The organism is uncultured Coprobacter sp., assembly GCF_947855755.1.
Classification (GTDB): Bacteria; Bacteroidota; Bacteroidia; order Bacteroidales; family Coprobacteraceae; genus Coprobacter.
In genome coordinates this window covers 1-20212 of record NZ_CANUAR010000010.1, presented here as the reverse complement: position 1 = coordinate 20212, position 20212 = coordinate 1, and the positions used below count along the sequence as shown (strand labels likewise).

Below are 20212 nucleotides of genomic sequence, written 5' to 3'. Positions count from 1 at the left end.
TCATGAAAAAAATATTCATTTCGTTTTTTGTTTTTATATTCTCCGTATCTGTTTATGGGATACAATACGACTTTGAGGACGGAGTGGTTCCGGCAACCATCAACGATATACAAAAAGGAACGTTATCTGTTTCGTCCGACCATGCCAAGATGGGAACAAAATCTCTTCGTTGGGATTGGACGGATACCGGAGCACTTTTCCGAGTAAATGATGAGGTAAATATTCCGTATGCGATTAATGCATTCAGTAATCGGGGAGGTTTACGGATGTGGATCTATTCTCCGAAAGCGATGCCCGGAAAATCGTTACAATTTATTTTTAGGAATAAAACGGTACGGGTATATACATTTGACTTTAATTTAAATTTTACAGGTTGGCGTGCTTGTTGGATAGCCTTTTCGGATATGTGGGTACCCGGAGAATCGGATGACGTGCAACCGACGCAACAAGATATTGACGAATTGACGATAAAAGCTCCGGAAGGGGTAGAAAGTGGTACGCTCTATTTTGACCGTTGGGACTTTTCGAGTAACATAAACAAACAAGCTACTCCGGATGCCCAAATTCCGAGAAATAATCGTTTCCTTATCCGTGATTTTTGGCATTGGGGACGTTTGTGGGAATGGGAGCAGTTTTTATATTCAGATGAATTGAAAGGTCTTGTTCCTACGACATCGGAGTTGGCAGAATTGCGTGAGATGACTACTACGGTACAAACGGCTTTATTCGGTAAGGTGAACAATACTACTATTGCGAATGCTTCTTCGAAACTTTCTGCTGCTGGGATTAAACGGGATATTTCTACCGGTTTTATTTCGGGAAAACCTTTGTACACAGATCAGGAAAAAGAGTCCGGAGATATCGGGTGTCAGGATGTGAATGATATGATGCTCGGTTTTGCTATGGATTATTACTTTAATGGAAATTCATCGGCAGCCGAGAATTTTATGTTGGTGTTCGATTATGCTTTGGATCAAGGGTATGCTTATGGAAGTGGTATGGGGACAAATCACCATTTCGGTTATTTTAACCGGGATATGCCTAAAGCCGTGTGGATGATGAAAGATTATCTTAAGTCTGAAAATCGTTGGGATGAGGCTTTGCAATTAATTCAATATTGGAGTGGATTGGCAGAGACCCGTCAGCCTTATGATATAAATCGGGATGAGTTGGTCGATACTTGGTACACTTTGCATTTGCCGAGACTTTATGCGGCATTGATGATCGAGGATGAGACCGAGCGATTCCGAGCTGTTAAGGGTTTGTCTGAATGGACTAACGGATCGATATGTTATACACCCGGAACTATCGGAGGTATTAAACCGGACGGAACTGCATTCCACCATGGAGCTCATTATCCCGATTACGCCTCTTCCGCTTTTGGTATATTGGGCGATTATGCCAATTATGTGAACGGTACATCTTTTACATTGGATGCTTCGGCTCGGGCTATATTAAAGCAGGCATTTATGGCGATGGCTTCTTATTGCAATGTGAAAGAATGGGGAATAGGTGTTTGCGGGCGACATCCGTTTAATCCGAACGAGTGTTCTATAAAATCGAAAAATATCAATGCGTTTGCCTATTTGGCGGTAGATGGAGAAACTGTCGATAAAGATCTCGCTTCTAATTTTTTACGCATTTATGAGACGGCTACAGCTACTACCGCCATGAATAATATGAAAAAGAAATTTACGGCACTGGGAATAGAAAAGGCCGATCCTATGCAGGGCTTCTTTACTTATAATCATGCGGCTCAAGGGGTATTTAGAGGAGGAAAATGGATGGTTTCCTTGAAAGGCTTTAACCGGTATGTCTGGGGTACGGAAATATATTATTCTAATAATCGTTATGGTCGTTATCAGAGTTACGGATCGATACAAATTTTGGATAGCGGAGATCCTGTAACCGAGGCGGACAGTCGTTTTCTGGAAGACGGGTGGGATTGGAATCGGTTGCCGGGAACAACTACGATCCATAAGAGTTGGTCGGCTCTGAATTCCCCATATACCGATGCGACATTAAAGCAAAATGAAACATTTTCGGGAAGTAATAACTTGAATGGGACTTCCGGTATGTTTGTCATTAAGTTGAAAGAACCGTCACATAAAAACTTTACATCCGATTTTACTGCTCGTAAATCGGCTTTTTGTTTCGATAATCGTATCGTATGTATCGGGACGGGAATAACGAATTCCGAAAGTGCTTCCAATACGGAGACGACTCTTTTTCAACATGCTATTTTAAGTGATGATGAAGCGGTCGAATGGAATAATACCGTTTCGACGGATGCGACGATCAATACTACGGTACAAAATGCGAACGGAATGGTTTTTAAGGATCAGACAGGTAATTATTATCAGGTAAAGGAAGCGCTAAAAGTTGTTGTTACTAAGGGTTTACAAACTTCTGTAAATAATAAGACCAAAGCTGCGACCGAAGGGAAATTCGCCTCTGCATATATCGATCATGGAGCAGCGCCTTCAGATGCCTCCTATGAGTATTTGATTACAGTACAACCGGATGATTCAGAAATAGCTGCATTAAAAGCTGAAGGTTATCAACCTTATGATCTTCTTCGTAAAGACGATAAGGCTCATATTGTATATGACCGTGAAACAGGTGTGACAGGCTATGCGTTTTTTGAAGAAACGACTCTCGATAATGATGACTATATTGCAAATGCAACCGGTGAAGTTATGGCCATGATCGGAACTCCTGATGTGGATGGACAAGTTGATATGAGTATATGCGATCCTAATCTTAATATAGAGACTATCGATTATACGACTTCTGATCCGAGTCGTCCGGTGACTCATGTATTTGAGCTGAAAGGAGAGTGGTCTTTGGTTGGGGATAATGATAAAGTATCTGTAATGTCGGCTTCGACAGAAGGTAATACCCGATTGGAAATTACTTGCCAATATGGTATTCCGGTTACTTTCAGATTAGAAAATGAAGCTCTTTCAGCTAATGATAAGACTGAACTCCGGAGTATCCGGGTATTCGGTTCAAATGGGAAATTGTGTGTGAATAGTGACGCCGCCCGAATTCGGATATATACCCTGCAAGGTCGGATGATAGAAGAAACGGAAAAAAATGCCGGAATTCGTTATTTTGAATTACCGGAAGGTTGTTATATTGTATCGGTCGAAACTCCCGGAGGAAATGTGCGTCACAAAGTGATGTTATAGAAGAATAGTACGGGAAATGGTTGAGATTGGGGTATTGTTTCAACCCGTACTTGATAGAGAGCCGTTTTTGGAAAAAAGCGGCTCTCTTTTGTTTTGTGTATTTGATTATAAAAATTAAATCAGACTTTGAATGTAATTTTGCATCTCTTTCTCGTGTTCTTCGATACTTTGCAGAAGTTTGAATTGGGCTTGAGACCGTTGCCAGTTATGTTCAGGATATTGAATTTTATAGTAACAGTCGCCGTCGATATAATCGGTGAGGAAACGTACGGTCTGCATATAAGTGAGCAGTTTAGCTCCGTACGGAAGGTTCTCTATTTCTATCGGGACTAAAAATGATCGGGCACTCTCGATATATCCTTTTGCAAAAGATCTGAAGATGTCCATGTTGAGATTTACGTTGTCCAGATTTTTGTCATCTTCTTTACCCATGTTCCCGGCAGTACGGATGAAGTCTCCGAAGTCAGACAGTACAAATCCCGGCATCGTAGTGTCAAGATCGATGACGCAGAGTACTTTCCCATTTTCGTCGAACAACATGTTATTGACTTTCGTATCGCAATGAGTAATTCTTTTGGGAAGTTTCCCTTCTCTGTAAAGACGTTCTGCCTTGCACATTTCATCACTTCGTTTCAGCAGTTCGTCTACCATCCATTGAACTTTTTCCAAACGACCCGATTTATTTGAAGCGATGGCTTCCTTGAAACTTTCAAGTCTAAATTCCATATTATGGAATTTTGGGATTGTTTCGCCTAAAGTTTCAGGAAGATCGACGAGCATTGCTTGAAATTCTCCGAATGCTTTACCTGTATAATAGGAAAATTCAGGATTTACGGTTTCATAAGTTTTTGATTGAGGAATTAATACCGTAATTCTCCAATAGTTGTTTCCGTCGAAATAATACAGTTTTCCATCCTTAGTCGGAATAACTTGTAGAGCTTTACGTTTAATGTCCGTTTCTCCTTTCTCGATCAGTTTTTTGCGGATATGGTCGGTTATTGCAACAATGTTTTTTTGTAAAAGATCTACATCTTTAAAAATAGCATGGTTGATCCGTTGAAGAACGTAATCGTCCGTGTCAGACGATTGTGTCGTTATTTTATAAGTATCGTTAATTAATCCGCTTCCTAAGGGATCAATACTTTTTACAATACCGTCAATACGGAATTTGTCCACAATTTCGGTCAGGTTAGTCATGATATATTATTTGTATTTGGATTATAAATATGACTTGCAAATTAAGGATAAAATGCTGAAAATCCAAAGTTTTCAGTCAATATATTGTTATCGGATCTCGAAAAAATTTGATCTCGATCTTGCTATTGATGAGAGTAAAGAGAATAAAAAACTGTGACTTTGTAAAAAGCCACAGTTTTTTTACAGTAGTTTTTATAATTAACGGTTTGAGAGAATTGCTTGTGTATCGGATGCGATCATATATTCTTCGTCTGTAGGAATTACAACGACTTTTACTTTCGATTCTGGGGCTGATAAATCTGCCTCTTTGCCGTGTATGGTACTATTCAGTTCTTCATTGATTTTTACACCCATAAATTCGAGTTGGCGGCACACTGTTGCACGAGTTACGGTTTGGTTCTCTCCGACACCTCCCGTGAATACGATAATGTCTACTCCACCTAACACTGCCGTATAAGCTCCTATATATTTGGCAATTCGATAATCGTACATTTGTAAAGCAAGTTTTGCTCGTTCATTACCCTGAGCTATTGCAGCCTCTATTTCACGCATATCGGATGAAACGCCGGATATTCCCATTACACCGCTTTTTTTGTTGACCAGCGTAGACAACCCATGTGCATCGAGATTTTCCTTTTCCATAATGAAAGATAGAGCTCCGGCGTCTACATCTCCGCATCGTGTTCCCATCATCAAGCCTTCTACCGGAGTAAGTCCCATAGACGTATCTATCGATTTACCGTCTTTAATTGCTGTAATAGACCCTCCATTACCGATATGGCAGGTTATAATGCGTTGTTTTTCATAAGGAACTCCTAAAAATTCACATGCTCGACGGGATACGTAACGGTGACTGGTCCCGTGGAATCCATAGCGTCGGATACCGTATTTTTCATACATCTCGTACGGAAGAGCGTACATATATGCATGCTTAGGCATGGTTTGATGGAATGCTGTGTCGAAAACCGCTACTTGAGGAACTTTGGGAAGAATCTTTTCTACTGCATCGATACCTTTGAGATTCGCCGGATTGTGCAATGGAGCGATGTCTATGCATTCGATGATCTTTGCTTTAACTTCTTTATCGATCAGTACCGATTGGTTGAATTTTTCTCCACCGTGTACTACTCGGTGACCGACAGCTTCAATTTCATCGAGCGATTTTATACAGCCGTATTTTGCCCCGGAGAGAGTCTCCAATATAAATTCAATACCTATTGTGTGTTCAGGAATGTCTTTTTCAAGAATCACTTTTTCTCCGGAAGGAAGTGTGAATTTTAAAAAAGAACCTTTTAGTCCTATTTTCTCGATCCCTCCTTGAGCGAGAATATTTTTAGTTTGGGTATCGAATAGCTTGTATTTAATGGATGATGAACCGCAGTTCAGTACTAAAACTTTCATTGCCTTTGATTTAATAGGTTATTTTTTCATTCCGATAGCTTGATTGGCTGTAATAGCAACCATTTTGTAAATGTCTTCGACAGAACATCCGCGAGACAGGTCGTTGATCGGTGCGGCAATACCTTGAAGTATTGGTCCGACAGCTTCTGCTCCGGCAAGACGTTGTACGAGTTTATAGGTAATATTCCCCGTTTCTAAAGATGGGAATACCAGTACATTGGCATTTCCTGCTATCTCGCTACCCGGAGCTTTAGACATTCCTACTGCAGGAACGATCGCTGCATCGGCTTGTAATTCTCCGTCGATTTTTAATGAAGAATCCATTTCTTTTGCGATACGGGTGGCTTCTACTACTTTATCTACCATTTCATGTTTTGCACTGCCCTTGGTAGAGAAGCTTAACATGGCTATGCGAGGTTCAAATCCGGCAAGAGTTCGGGTCGTGTGTCCTGTCGAAACTGCTATTTGGGCGAGTTCTTCAGCATTGGGATTAGGTAATACGGCACAATCTGCGAATACCATAATGCCGTTTTCTCCGTAGTTCTTGTTCGGCAGGAACATTAGGAAAGCTCCTGATACAACACTGACTCCGGGAGCTGTTTTTACGATTTGAAATGCTGCACGTAAAACATTTCCTGTAGTATTTTGTGCTCCGGCAACTTCTCCGTCTGCATGGCCGCTTTTGATCATCAACGCAGCAAGGAAAAGCGGATCTTCAACTTGTTTTGCGGCTTGTTCTTCTGTCATGCCTTTCTTTTTGCGAAGCTCGAATAATAAGTTGGCATATTCTTCTTTTCTTTCATGATTTTTCGGATCTACAATAATTGCATTTCCGATGTTTTGTAATCCGTGTTTTTCGGCTAAAGCCATGATCTCGGCAGGATTACCGATTAACGTAATGTAAGCTACTTTGTCAGCAATAAGTTTATCTGCTGCTTTCAAAGTCCGTTCTTCAGTTCCTTCTGGAAGAACAATGCGCTGCATATCAGCTTTTGCACGCGCAATAATTTGATTCATTAATTCCATTGTTATTAGGAAGTATAAAGTTGATTTATTTGAATTTGCATTTAAAATACGGTGCAAAAATACGAAAAAATGCTATATGGAGATAGCAATTTTGGATAAAAAAATATATCTCTATATGACAAATAAGTTTAAAAAGAGACTTTTAAGTTTTTTTATATAATTTATCGGTATGCAGGTATACAGGAGTTCAGGATATGAAGTCTTGTATTTTGAATTTGGATACAAAATGAATTCGGAATGTTCAAAATTTTGTTTGGACCGGGACGAGGATATTTTTCGAGGTATTTTGAGATTATGGATACTAAAATAATATGTCACGTTGAATCTATATTTCAGGATAAAGTTCCTTCAATATTTTTTTTGAAGCTCCGGAGTTATTTTGGATATATTGTCCTGCCGTAATCCCTGCTTTAGATAAAAATTCTTTATTTTCAAGAAGTCTGTCCATCAAAAGTTTAAAGTCTTCCGATTTGGATATGCTAAATCCTCCTCCAGCAATAATGAGTTCTTTAGCTTCCTTAAATTTTTTGTGGTTAGGCCCGAAAATGACAGGGATACCATATACGGCAGCTTCAGGAACATTATGTATTCCTGCACCGAATCCTCCTCCGACATAAGCGACTTGCCCGTAACGATAGATGGAGGAGAGCAGTCCGAAACAGTCTATGATAATGCAGTCGGCCTCTTGTACGTTTTTTTCATTAGCCTGTGTGTATCGAATAGCAGTCCGGTTCAAGCGAGATAAAATAAATTGTATATGTTCTTCATGTATTTCATGGGGTGCGATGATAAGTTTCATTTCGGGATGACGGTTGAAATAGTCGATGAAGATCTCCTCGTCTTTTGGCCATGAACTTCCGGCGATCAAGGTGAAATTCCCTTTTGAAAATTGTTCGATAAGGGGTAATTCCTTAGCTTGGCTACGGATCTCCAGAACGCGGTCGAATCGGGTATCGCCTGTTACCGAAACTTTTGTTATTCCGATGCCTTTAAGGAGCTTTTTAGAATTTTCATCTTGAACGTATAAGTGTTCAAAATTTTGTAATATTTTTCTGAAGTAACTACCGTAAGATCTAAAAAATATTTGAGAAGGCCTGAATATCGCAGAAATGATGTATGTAGGAATATTTCTCTTTGCGAGAGCATTCAGATAATTTCCCCAGAATTCATATTTGATAAATATAGCCTGCTTGGGTTTCAATATATTTAGAAAGCGATTGACGTTATTGGGCAGATCAAAAGGCAAATAGCAAATCAGGTCTGCTTTAGGATAATTTTTCCTGACTTCATAACCGGATGGAGAGAAAAAGGTTATGGCTATTTTTTGTTCCGGATAATGTGCTTTTATTGCCTCGATTATAGGACGTCCTTGTTCGAACTCACCGAGTGAAGATGCGTGTATCCATATATATCCTCCTTCAGGATCGGCATTTTGTGCAAGATAATGAAACACTTCTTTATGTCCCTGTTTCATCTTGCGTGCTTTGGGATTGCGAAAAGATGCAATGTTGACAAGTTGTTTATATGTATAAATGCCGAAATTATAAAGTATGTTCATGATTACGAAATAGACTTCTTTGAAAGGAGTTTGTTTTTATGGGATTATAAAATATTTTTCAATCGGTTTTTTCTTGACGGATCATTCCTTTTTTTCCAACTTTCGTTGTTTAGGTTGAACCTTACAATCAATTGTTGCTGAAGATCTACATGAGAGCGTGTCGTATGGAAATTGACCGATGCCATGCAATTTACGAATCTGTTCCGGAAAAAATAGAAATAGATGTCGGTACGGTTATATAATTTAGCCTGATAGAAGGGATCTCCTTGATTTAGCTGACTGCCTAATTGGGGATAAAACGGCTGTTGATTGCCTCCGGTATAGAATGTGTTTTTTAATCCGATGAAGCGCCATTCTGCCAGAATTTCCGCTGTAATGCCTTGAGGATGATGCCAAGTGCCTATCCCCCGATTACGTTCTAAGCTCAGTAAGTATCCGCATTGAATGGTCAGAGAATCTAAAGGGGAGACAAACCGAGTCAGGTTTAGTCCTACATAAGGGTGCACGACCATGTCGTCGGTAACCGATTGTCCTTCCGTCGCATTTTTCGAACGAGCAAGATGGTTCATGACGATATTTCCTCCGGCATAAAATATGCCGGGTTGCCAACGTCCGCTTCCGACTATAATAAAGGCTTCTCTACGTTTTTCGGTTTGCATTTGTCGCCAGTCGATATAGATTTCTCCGTATCCTTTATGCCCGATATATTGAAATAGAGCTCCCGTGATATTCGGACGGAAAATCGTCAAAGAATCGTATTGGAGAAATGCCGGAAGGATTTCTATCAATTGAGTGCGGGCGAATGACCCGAAGGACATCTTGAATTTGGGGCTTTCGTAATGATAATATGCTGTCAAGTTGAGAGACCCCTCGTCTTTTTTTGCCCCCATCGGTTGTATCCAGCTACCTCCTACCATGATTCGGTGTTTGTTGTCGAGAACACCTATACCGATTTCCGGGGAGAGTCTGGTTCCGAAAAATGTCTGAGATGTTTGTCCCGGATATTTGTACTCTCTGTTATCGAAAAATCCGGTCATGTCGACATCCCATAATATATTTTGAGCCGTTATCCCTGAAGATAAGACCGACAACACGGCTAATATCAGACTCCGTTTAATGTGTTTCATTGGAGAACTTCTATTGCTTTTTTTATCCGTTTGATGGTTTCTTCTTTTCCCAGTATGGCTGTGATGTCGAACATGTGAGGACCTTTGCATTCTCCTACTACGGCAAGTCTGAATGCATTCATGACGTTACCCATGTGATAATTGTTTTCGGTAATCCAGCCTAATACGATTTTTTCGGTGTCTTCCGAAGCAAAGTCTGTTATGTTTTCGAGAATCTCGATCAGCTCTTTCATTCGTTCAGGAGTATCTTCTTTCCATCGTTTTTTTACCGACTTCTCTTCATAACTTTCCGGGGCAATGAAGAAATAAGAAGTTTGAGCCCAAAGTTCTTTGACGAAAGAGATACGATCTTTTACCAATCCTATGATTTTGGCTGTTTTGGCAGGATCGGCAGATATTCCTTTTTCCTGTAGGATCGGCAAGAATAATTCAGTAAGTTCTTCGTTACTTTTATTTTGTATATATTTGTGATTAAACCATTTCCCTTTTTCGAAATCGAATTTTGCTCCGTTTTTACTGCATTTTTCAAGAGAAAACAATTTAATCAAGTCGTCCATAGAAAGAATTTCCTGATCGTTCCCGGGATTCCATCCTAAAAGGGCAAGGAAATTTATTACGGCTTCGGGCAGATATCCTGCTTCACGATAGCCTGATGATACCTCACCGGTTTTAGGATCATGCCATTCGAGCGGAAAAACAGGGAATCCCAAACGGTCACCGTCTCGTTTACTCAGTTTACCATTTCCGTCAGGTTTCAGCAATAGAGACAAATGCGCAAATGCGGGCATAGTGTCTTTCCATCCGAAAGCCCTGTATAATAAAACATGTAAAGGTGCTGATGGTAACCATTCCTCTCCACGTATGACATGGGAAATTTCCATTAAATGGTCATCGACGATATTGGCGAGATGGTAAGTCGGCAGATTATCGGACGATTTATACAGAACTTTATCGTCTAAGATAGATGAATTGATGATAACTTCTCCACGTATAAGATCGTTAACATGAACATCTTCTCCGGGTTCTACTTTGAACCGTACGACATATTGTTTCCCCTCTGCTATCAGTCTGTCGATTTCTTCTTTCGGAAGAGTCAGGGAGTTCCGCATCTGCATCCGAGTCGAGGCATCATATTGAAAGTTCGGGATTTCTTTTCTTTTGGTCTCCAGCTCTTCTGGTGTATCGAAAGCTATATATGCTTTCCCGTCAGAAAGAAGTTGCTCTACATATTTTCGGTAAATGTCTTTACGTTCCGATTGGCGGTAAGGAGCATGATCGCCTCCATAACCGACCCCTTCATCGAATTTTATTCCCAACCATTCGAGTGCTTCTATAATGTAAGCTTCAGCTCCGGGAACAAATCTTTGAGAGTCGGTATCCTCGATTCGGAGAATCATATCTCCATTGTGCTGTTTGGCAAACAAGTAGTTATAAAGGGCGGTTCTCACTCCGCCGATATGCAGCGCTCCTGTGGGACTGGGAGCAAATCGTACTCTTACTTTTCTTTCGGACATAGTATCGTTTTTTGAAATCAGGGAACAAAATTAACTCTTTTTTTTGATTTCCTATACTTTATTATAAAAAGACTGTTGATACTGTATTCCCCAATATTATGAGTCGAGTTCTTCCAGCATTTTTTTTATTTCTTCATCTGTTTCGAACAGTTTATCTTTACAGAACCTTAATAAAGAAAGTGACCGGTCTGTATAGGTTTTCAGCTCGTCGATTTCACATTCATTGTTCTGCAGCTTGGTAACAATTTCTTCTAACTCGGCAATGGCCTGAGCATAAGTTTGTTTTTTCTTTTCAGCCATATTTTATAGTTTAAATGATTGTAGATTCTTTTTCTCCATCTTTGAAAAGGGTTGTGATTTTATCTCCCGGATGTAATTCTAAAATACTCCGAATTACTTTCCCTGACTTTAAAGTGAGGCTATATCCCTGTTTTAATATATGTTCCGGTGATGTTAAATCTATTGTTTTACCGAGAATGTCGAGATGCTGTTTCTCTGTTTTTATCGTATAAAAAATCGCTTGGCGAAGAGAATGCTCGAGCCGATATAAGTTCGACCGTTCCTGCGGTAAAGATTTTTCGATGATTCTTGGTAATGATATAGAGAGATTATTAATACGGATTCTTTCCTTAAATAATTGTTCTCTTGATTTTTGGATAATGGTCTGTTGTATTTTTTGAATTCTGTTTTTTTCTGCTTGTACTTGTCGATCGAGCAGGCGAGGGATTTCTTGAGTGACTATGGAGAGAAATTTTTCTTTTTTATGTATGTGCTGTTGCAGTAAAAAGACAATAGCATCGCGTAGAGAAGTACGCCGTTCATCGGCTTTTTGAGTTTGCGAAATTAACCATTCGGCAGCGGCAGTAGGCGTTTTTACCCGTATGTTAGCGACTTTGTCGATAACGGTTTCATCCCGATCGTGCCCGATACCTGTCAATATCGGTAATGGAAATTGAGCAATGTGCTGGGCTAACAGGTAACTGTCGAAACAACTTAACTCGGTAGTTGCTCCTCCGCCTCTGATAATGACTACTCCGTCGAAATTGTCTGCTTGTTCATAAATCTTTTCTAATGCTGCAATAATGGAGGATTCGGCTTGGTTACCTTGCATGACGGCTTGAAAGAGAACTGTATAAAAAATATATCCTTCGGAGTTGTTCTTTAGTTGATTTGTAAAGTCTCCATATCCTGCTGCCGTCTGAGAGGATATTACGGCAATACGTTGGGGAGGAAAAGCCCATGTCAACTCTTTATTCATATCGATCACTCCTTCATCGGATAACTGACGTAAAATCTCTGCTCTGTGGCGAGCTATGTCTCCTAATGTATATGAGGGATCTATATCGTGTACGGTTAATGTGAACCCGTATAATTCATGAAAGTCTATACTGACCTGAACCAAAACCTTTATTCCGGCTCTGAATGGTTCTCCGGTCTGTTCTTCAAAATAAGGTTTCAGCATCAGGAATGTCGAAGCCCAGATTATTCCTTTTGCTTTTGCGATAATTTGGCCTGAACGACTGTCTTTTTCGGCAAATTCAAGATAACAATGTCCTGAATAGTTTTCTCTTGCTTCACTTATTTCGGCAGAGACCCAGTACCGCTCAGGAAATCCATCGTTCAGTGTTTCCCGAATCAGAGAATTCAGTTCGTATAAAGATATATTTTGTATGGCCATATCATCGGAGCTTTGTAAACATCAATTTATACTTTATTTCTGAGAATATTTTTTTAAGTTGCGTTGGTCTGAAATTATTCCGCCGCCAATCACTTGATTGCCGGAATAGAATACGGCAGATTGTCCCGGAGTTACGGCAGATACCGGTTCTCTAAATTTGACGATTATGTGGTTGTCGTCTGTAAGAAATAGAGTCCCTCGTATTGCCGGACTCCGGTAACGGATTCGTATTTGGATTTCTCTATCGGATATTTGATCGATGGGCATGTTTATAACGGGAGATTCTACAAGCATCTCGGTAGTTAGCAAATCTTCTTTATTTCCCAACCTGATCGTATTCTTATACGGATTTATTTTTATTACATAAGCCGGATGTCCGAGAGCTATTTCCAAACCTTTTCTCTGGCCTATTGTATAAAACGGAAAGCCTTTATGCAGTCCTAGTTTTTTCCCTTTCTCATCGACGAAAAAGCCTTTGCCGACAACTTCATTCAGATTAGGAATTTGTTGCATGAGGAAATCTCGATAGTCGTTTTCTATGAAACATACCTCCATGCTCTCTTTTTTCTCGACTTTTTCTTTGAATCCTTTTTGAAGAACGTATGTTTTTATTTCTTCTTTCGTGATATTCCCTAAAGGAAATAACGTTCGGGCAAGTTCTTTCTGTCCAAGTCTCCATAGAAAATAAGACTGGTCTTTTTGGGGATCTAAACCTTTCTCGAGAATATACCTATTCATATTTTGGGTTATGCGTGCATAATGTCCGGTAGCGATGTAATCACATTCTAACCGATCGGCTTCATCAAGCAGATATTTCCATTTGAAGTAAAGATTGCACATGACACAGGGATTAGGAGTACGTGCTTGTAAATATTCGTCAATAAAGGATTGTACGACCGTTTTTCTGAATTCGTCTCTTACATCGAGTGTATAATGCGGAATGGCAAGTTTTTTTGCTAAAGATCGTGCTTCTAATATATGGTCGGGTTCTTTTTGTCCGGGAGTAGAAAAATGAGAAGGGATATCCCACATTCGTAGAGTTATTCCCAGAACTTCGTGTCCTTGGTCTTGCAGCAGCATACATACGGCGGAGCTGTCTATTCCTCCGCTCATCCCGACTAATATTTTTTTCTTTCCAGAAAAGTTTGTTGCCATATTTAATCCTTATGGAATTGTAATATGCAAAAATAGAAAACTTTAAACAACTCTTGGAGTCTTCTTTAATAAAGTTATATACAAAGGATGAAAAGAAATAGGTATAAAATGTTTTTTCCGATCATCTGACAGATAAATATTTTTGTTTTACTCCGCCATATTAAAAACGCAACTGATCGAAAACAATCAGTTGCGTTTTTAGGGAAGTCTAAAAATAGAGTTTCCTTTTAAGGAACTTGCCTTAAAATATTTTTTATCCGTTATATTCGTCAGATACTGTCAATTTTTTTCTGCCTTTAGCACGACGGGCAGCTAATACGCGACGTCCGTTTGCGGTAGCCATTCTTGAACGGAAACCGTGTTTGTTTTTTCTTTTTCTGTTTGAAGGTTGAAATGTTCTTTTCATTGCCGTATATTTTTTATCGTTATTATTTCAAAATTCGGACTGCAAAAATAGATACTTTTTTTTAATAAACCAAAGGATAAATGGTTTTTAGACAAAACTTTTGCGTTTTTTTCTGATTTAGATTATTTTTGTACCCGGAAATCAATGTCCATAATCGAACAATAATTTCAAATAGATAAAAATATGATTAATGCACAAGACATCAAGAACGGAACATGCATCCGTTTAGACGGTAAATTGTACTACTGTATCGAATTTCTTCATGTGAAACCCGGAAAGGGAAATACATTCATGCGTACCAAACTGAAAGAGGTAGTAAGCGGACGCGTTCTTGACCGTCGTTTTAATATCGGTGAGAAATTGGAGGATGTTCGTGTAGAACGTCGTCCGTTCCAGTTCTCTTATAATGAGGGAGATCATTATCATTTCCTGAATCAGGAAACATGGGATGATGTTACCATTGATAAGGCTCTTATTACCGGTGTTGACTTCTTGAAAGAAGGAATGGTGATAGAAGTTGTTTCGGATGCATCTACCGAAACGGTATTGTTTGCAGAGCTTCCGGTAAAAGTAGAGCTTCAAGTTACCTATACCGAACCGGGAATTAAGGGAGATACTGCAACGAATACCTTGAAACCGGCGACTGTAGAAACCGGTGCTGAAGTCCGCGTTCCTTTGTTTATTAATACGGGAGAAACGATTCGTATCGATACGAGAACGGGAGAATATATGGAACGTGTTCGTTAAGTATGAGAAAGATTCAATAATTATTGGACGGTCTGGCACTGAAAAGTTTCAGACCGTTTTTTGTTGAGACAAAGGGAAAATGTAAAAAACTTGACCGTATCACTTTATCGAAAATTTAAACGTTTTTTGTCTGTAAATTAAAAACAGACCTTTATATAAAAAGTATATAGAAAATTTTATACCTTTATGCCCTGAATAAAATCTTCCGTGTGCTTGCTACCACGTTAAAAACAAGAACTCCTTTCTCGTGTCCGTATAATCCCGGAAGAATATAATCTATTTTTATTTTAAGATTGAACGATAAAAATTATGAAGAAAAAAGAAACTGCGTTAGTTTGTTTTTCCGGAGGTCAGGATTCTACTACCTGTCTGTTTTGGGCATTGTCGCGTTTTGAATCGGTAGAGGCAGTCTGTTTTGTTTATGGACAAAAACATGTGAAAGAGGTAGATGTAGCCCGTAAAATTGCGGTAGAGGCAGGAGTCCCGTTTGAGGTTCTCGATGTTTCTTTGATAGGTCAGTTGACTCATAATTCTCTGACGGATTTCAATATGGTGATGGATAAAGAAAAGCCTGAAGACTCTTATCCGAATACATTTGTACCCGGGCGCAACATGGTTTTCTTGACGTTTGCAGCTATTAAGGCATTCCAAAAAGGAATACATCACTTAGTGACGGGAGTGTCTCAAGCTGATTTTAGCGGTTATCCTGATTGTCGGGATACTTTTATCCGATCGTTAAATGTTTCCCTTAATTTGGCAATGGATACGCATTTTGAAATACATACTCCGTTAATGTGGAGAGATAAAGAAGCCGTGTGGAAGCTATCGGATGAATTAGGTGTTTTCGATTTGGTTCGGAATGAGACTTTGACGTGTTATAACGGTATTCCTGCAGACGGTTGCGGAGAATGTCCTGCTTGTAAATTGCGGAAACACGGTTTGGATTTGTATTTGAAACATCGTAACGAATAGAAATAATTTCAGGAGTTTTTTTTAACATAAAACTAAAAAATCCATACCTTTGTCTTTTCTCATAATATAATGATGCTATGCCGTATTTTTCAATTATCATACCGGTTTATAATCGCCCGGATGAAGTTCGGGAATTATTAGAAAGTCTGAGCAAACAGACATTAAAAGATTTTGAGGTTATTTTAATTGAGGATGGTTCTGTCAATCGGTGTGATACGGTAGCTCAGGAGTTTGACAAAAATCTGAATATCTGTTATTTCTACAAAGAAAATTCGGGACGTAGTCTTACTCGGAATTATGGAATGGAAAGAGCCTCGGGAGAATATTTGATTTTTTTTGATTCTGATTGTATCATTCCCGAACGTTATTTTGAGATTGTCAAAGCCCGGTTGGATGAAGATTATGCCGATTGTTTCGGCGGCCCAGATGCAGCGCATGCGTCTTTTAATAATTTGCAGAAAGCGATCAGTTATTCTATGACCTCATTTTTCACGACGGGAGGTATTCGGGGCGGGAAAAAAGGTATGGAAAAGTTTACTCCGAGAACGTTCAATATGGGCTTTTCCAGAGAAGTATATAAGCGTGTAGGCGGTTTTAAAGATATGTTCGGAGAAGATATAGATTTGAGTTTGCGAATTCAAAAGGCCGGTTTCCGTACAATATTGATCCGAGACGCATTCGTATATCATAAACGTCGTGTGAGTTTTCGATCGTTTTATCGTCAGGTTTCGGTATTCGGGAGAGCCCGAGTTGATTTGTATTTGCTTCATCCGGAGTCATTAAAGATCGTTCATCTTTTACCTGCGGCATTTGTGCTTGGCTCATTGTTGCTGATTATATCGTCTTTTTTCTGTGTTTGGGCATTGTTTCCGTTAGTAGCATACTTCTTAGCAATTTTTCTCGAATCGTTGATCTGTAACCGGAGTCTGCGTATTGCCGGATTGTCGGTTGTGACGAGTATCGTACAGTTAGGCGGGTACGGAATAGGTTTTTTAAGTGCATTTGTTAAGAAAGTTATTTTCCATAGGACAGGTGATACGGATGCTGAACTTGAGAGGCTGTATAAGAAGAAGTAAGAAAAAGAATGTATGAGAGATTTTCGTTGAGGTCGTTTCCCGATTTTGATGAGAATTGTAGTAGGTTGTGTGACGAACATGAATGAGAGAACAGACCGAAAAAAGTGATAATATATTTTTTGTCGAAAAATTTAGGCATGATCTTAATCAATTTGCATAGTGTTTAAAATGATATTTATTTCGCCTATTCTTTCCAAATACTCCTTTTATCTCTATTGAAAATGTCGCTTTTGGACTATTAAATGCGATAAAAAGAACTTTTTTTATATCTATCTGTTGTTCTATCTTTGCCCGAGTTGGTGAAAAAGATAAAAAGATGGTTTTAAATGGAAAGGTTAAATAGGTTTCGAGGTTTTTGTTTTTCATCTTTTTGTGATAATATTCGCACATATCTGGTTATGTTGTTTTTTCTGCTGTTCGGGATATCGGGACAAGCACAGAAGACCGTGACGGGATATGTGACCGATTCTATTTCCGGTGAACCGGTTTCCTATGCCTCCGTGTATGTAGAAAGTACGGGAACAGGTACGAGAAGCGATGACGACGGTCGATTTGTATTGAAGCGCCCTTCAGGGTCTACTGAAATTGTTATTTCGGCTATCGGTTATGTTGAGAAAACCGTAAAACTTACGTCGGGGAGTAATGCGACTTTGCAGATACAAATGAGACCAGCCGACTATCAGTTGAAAGAAGTTGTTGTTCGTCCGAAAAAAGAGCGGTATAAACGGAAAGGGAATCCTGCGGTAGATTTTGTGAAAAATGTTATGGCAGCTAATGAGAAGAATGATCCAAGACAACATGATTATTATTCTTATGAGAGATATGAAAAGGTTACCTTTGCTTTAAATGACTTTAAGAATAATAAAATTGCCGGGAAAAAGTATGATTTCTTGTCGGCTTATATAGATTCATCCGATATTTCTCGGAAACCGGTATTGAATATTTCGGAACGGGAAAAGCTCGAGACGGTCTATTACCGAAAATCTCCTCATACCGAGAAAACAATAATTCTGGGGAAAAAACATTCGGGAATGGATGAGGTTATATCTCCTCAAGGTATGGAAGCGATGATGAACGAGACATTTAAGGACGTCGACTTATTTAAAAATAATATTTCGTTGTTTACGAATAAATTTGTAAGTCCTTTATCGTCTATAGGACCATCTTTCTATAAATATTATTTGGCGGATACAGTAGTTTTGGAGGGGGATTCCTGTGCTATTTTGTCTTTTGCTCCTGCTAATTCCGAATCTTTCGGATTTGTCGGGCAGATGTGGGTAACTTTAGATTCTACATGGTTTGTAAAAAGAGCCCGTTTGCTTTTATCGACAAATATCAATCTGAATTTTGTAGAGGATATGGAAATTGACCAGAGTTATACGCGAGCTCCTGATGGGACACGTCTGGTTCAAAGGGATTTCTTGACTACGGATTTTAAATTAAAATCGAACAGTAAAAGTGGAATACATGCTCGAAGATTGGTTACATTTAAAGATCAGTCATTCGATCCTCCTGAAGATATGTCGATATTTAGTATTCCCGAAAAGGAAAAGTTGGCAGACGGAGCAGAGTCGCGAAAAGAGGATTTTTGGAAAGAACGTCGGCATGAACCTTTACAAGGAAAGGAGAATCTTGTTGCTCGAATGATGACGCAGTTGAGGTCTTATCCGGCTTTTTATTATACAGAAAAAGTTATCGGCGCTTTAGTTGCCGGATATATACCGACCCGAAAAGAGAAAAATCTTATTGATTTAGGACCGATGAATACGACAATCAGCGGAAACTCGTTAGAGGGTGCTCGATTTAGGGTCGGCGGGATGACTACTGCGAATTTGAATCCGCATTGGTTTGGTAAAGCTTATTTGGCATACGGAACTAAAGATGAAAAATTGAAATATTTAGCTGAAGTCGAATATTCGTTTTTACGGAAAAAGGAACATCAGAATGAGTTCCCTATACATTCTTTGAAAGCCTCGTATAATTATGATATAGATCAATTAGGACAACATTATTTATATACGAATAAAGATAATGTGTTTCTTTCGGTAAAACGTAAGAGGGATAGTCGGGTTACATATTTGCGAGATGCCCGTTTAGAATATACTCGTGAGTTTTACTCGGGATTTTCTTATAAGGCAATTTTACGTTATCGCACCCAGTATGCGACGCCGAATTTTGTCCCGTTTCTGAAAATGAGTGAGATAGAGGGAGAATATACTCCGGTGAAAGACTATTCTATGGGAGAGTTGGAGGTGCGGTTACGATATGCACCGAATGAAAAATATTATCAGAGCAAATCATATCGTTATCCGGTTTCATTGGATATGCCGGTTTTTACTTTATCTCATATAGTTGCGCATAAAGGAGTGATGGGCAGTGATTATTCATATAATTGTACAGAATTCGGGTTTCAGAAACGATTTTGGTTTTCTGCATTCGGTTATACCGATGTGATATTACGGGCAGGAAAAGTTTGGGATAAAGTTCCGTTCCCGTTATTGCTTATTCCGAATGCGAATCTTTCATATACGATCCAGCCGGAATCGTTTACCCAGATGAATGCTATGGAGTTTTTGAATGACCAGTATGTATCGTGGGATGTTACCTATTATGCCAATGGTTGGATATTCAATCGGATACCTTTCTTAAAAAAATTACAATGGAGAGAAGTTGGAACATTCCGAGGATGGTATGGGGATTTAAGCAAAAAGAATATCCTGACAGCCGAAAACGGATTGTTTGTATTTCCTGAAGGCAGTTATGTAATGGGAAAAATGCCTTATATGGAAGCCGGAGTGGGGATAGAAAATATTTTTAAGTTTCTTCGACTTGATTATGTCTGGCGTCTGACCTATCGGGATCACCCCCATATAAATAAGCACGGAGTCCGTTTCTCTATGAGATTTACATTTTAGAGGCATTGGTTTGAATCGGTATGAATCCGATTATAAAAAAATCCCGAATTAATGAATTCATTCCGTTTGAGAGGATTTCATGTTTTCGGGATTTCACTATGTAGATTCTTCGGGTTATAGGATTCGTTTGAAATATTCGATAGTCTCTTTTAGTCCGTCTTCTAAAGCAATTGTCGGCTCCCATTTCAGTTTCTCTTTAGCTAAAGAGATGTCGGGTTTTCTTTGAGTGGGATCATCTGCAGGAAG

Annotated in this window: 15 protein-coding genes and 1 pseudogene; 5 read left to right on the top strand and 11 right to left on the bottom strand. The window is 39.2% G+C overall.

Annotated features, from left to right (window positions below; genetic code table 11):
• The first annotated feature begins 2 nt into the window (after nt 1-2).
• Nucleotides 3-3194 carry a chondroitinase family polysaccharide lyase gene (locus tag Q0093_RS07205; RefSeq protein ID WP_297929323.1) on the top strand — a complete coding sequence of 1064 codons (3192 nt, stop codon included), beginning with the start codon at nt 3-5 and terminating at the stop codon, nt 3192-3194.
• A gap of 114 nt (nt 3195-3308) precedes the next feature.
• Here Q0093_RS07205 and Q0093_RS07200 read toward each other — a convergent pair whose 3' ends face one another.
• From Q0093_RS07200 to rpmH, 10 genes are all read right to left on the bottom strand, one after another.
• The gene (locus Q0093_RS07200) at nt 3309-4391 is read right to left on the bottom strand and encodes an aminoglycoside phosphotransferase family protein (RefSeq protein WP_297929322.1); all 1083 of its coding nucleotides are present in this window, start codon (nt 4389-4391) and stop codon (nt 3309-3311) included.
• Between the two features lie 198 nt (nt 4392-4589).
• Nucleotides 4590-5792 carry an acetate kinase gene (locus Q0093_RS07195; RefSeq protein WP_294176271.1) on the bottom strand — a complete coding sequence of 401 codons (1203 nt, stop codon included), beginning with the start codon at nt 5790-5792 and terminating at the stop codon, nt 4590-4592.
• A gap of 18 nt (nt 5793-5810) precedes the next feature.
• Nucleotides 5811-6818, bottom strand: coding sequence for a phosphate acetyltransferase (gene pta / locus Q0093_RS07190; protein ID WP_294176270.1), 1008 nt, complete (start codon nt 6816-6818; stop codon nt 5811-5813).
• 325 nt (nt 6819-7143) lie between these two features.
• A complete protein-coding gene (locus Q0093_RS07185; protein ID WP_297929398.1) occupies nt 7144-8370 on the bottom strand; it encodes a glycosyltransferase N-terminal domain-containing protein in 1227 nt (408 codons plus the stop codon).
• A gap of 50 nt (nt 8371-8420) precedes the next feature.
• Nucleotides 8421-9503 carry a hypothetical protein gene (locus Q0093_RS07180; protein ID WP_297929320.1) on the bottom strand — a complete coding sequence of 361 codons (1083 nt, stop codon included), beginning with the start codon at nt 9501-9503 and terminating at the stop codon, nt 8421-8423.
• Nucleotides 9500-11017: a glutamate--tRNA ligase gene (gltX, locus tag Q0093_RS07175; RefSeq protein ID WP_297929318.1), complete on the bottom strand. Its 1518-nt coding sequence runs from the start codon at nt 11015-11017 to the stop codon at nt 9500-9502. Before gltX ends, Q0093_RS07180 begins: the two co-directional genes overlap by 4 nt.
• A 96-nt stretch (nt 11018-11113) precedes the next feature.
• Complete coding sequence (xseB, locus tag Q0093_RS07170; RefSeq protein WP_294176267.1) at nt 11114-11317, bottom strand: exodeoxyribonuclease VII small subunit; 204 nt, start codon at nt 11315-11317, stop codon at nt 11114-11116.
• Between the two features lie 10 nt (nt 11318-11327).
• The gene (gene xseA / locus Q0093_RS07165; protein WP_297929317.1) at nt 11328-12695 is read right to left on the bottom strand and encodes an exodeoxyribonuclease VII large subunit; all 1368 of its coding nucleotides are present in this window, start codon (nt 12693-12695) and stop codon (nt 11328-11330) included.
• 33 nt (nt 12696-12728) lie between these two features.
• A complete protein-coding gene (mnmA, locus tag Q0093_RS07160) occupies nt 12729-13850 on the bottom strand; it encodes a tRNA 2-thiouridine(34) synthase MnmA (RefSeq protein ID WP_294176262.1) in 1122 nt (373 codons plus the stop codon).
• A gap of 253 nt (nt 13851-14103) precedes the next feature.
• Nucleotides 14104-14256, bottom strand: coding sequence for a 50S ribosomal protein L34 (gene rpmH / locus Q0093_RS07155; protein WP_009318019.1), 153 nt, complete (start codon nt 14254-14256; stop codon nt 14104-14106).
• 183 nt (nt 14257-14439) lie between these two features.
• On the opposite strand from rpmH, the gene efp reads away from it, so the two are divergent.
• From efp to Q0093_RS07135, 4 genes are all read left to right on the top strand, one after another.
• Nucleotides 14440-15003, top strand: coding sequence for an elongation factor P (efp, locus tag Q0093_RS07150; protein WP_294176260.1), 564 nt, complete (start codon nt 14440-14442; stop codon nt 15001-15003).
• A 309-nt stretch (nt 15004-15312) separates the two neighbouring features.
• Entirely contained in the window at nt 15313-15975 is a 663-nt protein-coding gene (queC, locus tag Q0093_RS07145; protein ID WP_297929313.1) for a 7-cyano-7-deazaguanine synthase QueC, read from the top strand.
• Between the two features lie 77 nt (nt 15976-16052).
• Nucleotides 16053-17051, top strand: coding sequence for a glycosyltransferase (locus Q0093_RS07140; RefSeq protein WP_297929311.1), 999 nt, complete (start codon nt 16053-16055; stop codon nt 17049-17051).
• A gap of 398 nt (nt 17052-17449) precedes the next feature.
• A complete protein-coding gene (locus Q0093_RS07135; RefSeq protein ID WP_297929396.1) occupies nt 17450-19966 on the top strand; it encodes a DUF5686 and carboxypeptidase-like regulatory domain-containing protein in 2517 nt (838 codons plus the stop codon).
• 114 nt (nt 19967-20080) lie between these two features.
• On the opposite strand, the pseudogene Q0093_RS07130 reads toward Q0093_RS07135, so the two are convergent.
• Nucleotides 20081-20212, bottom strand: a pseudogene (locus tag Q0093_RS07130) (SDR family NAD-dependent epimerase/dehydratase); the annotation flags it as partial.

What these genes read in the sequence shown, in the direction of transcription:
- Q0093_RS07205 (WP_297929323.1), top strand. Translation starts at nt 3, where the DNA reads ATGAAAAAAATATTCATTTCGTTTTTTGTTTTTATATTCTCCGTATCT.
- Q0093_RS07200 (WP_297929322.1), bottom strand. Translation starts at nt 4,391, where the DNA reads ATGACTAACCTGACCGAAATTGTGGACAAATTCCGTATTGACGGTATT.
- Q0093_RS07195 (WP_294176271.1), bottom strand. Translation starts at nt 5,792, where the DNA reads ATGAAAGTTTTAGTACTGAACTGCGGTTCATCATCCATTAAATACAAG.
- pta (WP_294176270.1), bottom strand. Translation starts at nt 6,818, where the DNA reads ATGGAATTAATGAATCAAATTATTGCGCGTGCAAAAGCTGATATGCAG.
- Q0093_RS07180 (WP_297929320.1), bottom strand. Translation starts at nt 9,503, where the DNA reads ATGAAACACATTAAACGGAGTCTGATATTAGCCGTGTTGTCGGTCTTA.
- gltX (WP_297929318.1), bottom strand. Translation starts at nt 11,017, where the DNA reads ATGTCCGAAAGAAAAGTAAGAGTACGATTTGCTCCCAGTCCCACAGGA.
- xseB (WP_294176267.1), bottom strand. Translation starts at nt 11,317, where the DNA reads ATGGCTGAAAAGAAAAAACAAACTTATGCTCAGGCCATTGCCGAGTTA.
- xseA (WP_297929317.1), bottom strand. Translation starts at nt 12,695, where the DNA reads ATGGCCATACAAAATATATCTTTATACGAACTGAATTCTCTGATTCGG.
- mnmA (WP_294176262.1), bottom strand. Translation starts at nt 13,850, where the DNA reads ATGGCAACAAACTTTTCTGGAAAGAAAAAAATATTAGTCGGGATGAGC.
- rpmH (WP_009318019.1), bottom strand. Translation starts at nt 14,256, where the DNA reads ATGAAAAGAACATTTCAACCTTCAAACAGAAAAAGAAAAAACAAACAC.
- efp (WP_294176260.1), top strand. Translation starts at nt 14,440, where the DNA reads ATGATTAATGCACAAGACATCAAGAACGGAACATGCATCCGTTTAGAC.
- queC (WP_297929313.1), top strand. Translation starts at nt 15,313, where the DNA reads ATGAAGAAAAAAGAAACTGCGTTAGTTTGTTTTTCCGGAGGTCAGGAT.
- Q0093_RS07140 (WP_297929311.1), top strand. Translation starts at nt 16,053, where the DNA reads ATGCCGTATTTTTCAATTATCATACCGGTTTATAATCGCCCGGATGAA.
- Q0093_RS07135 (WP_297929396.1), top strand. Translation starts at nt 17,450, where the DNA reads ATGTTGTTTTTTCTGCTGTTCGGGATATCGGGACAAGCACAGAAGACC.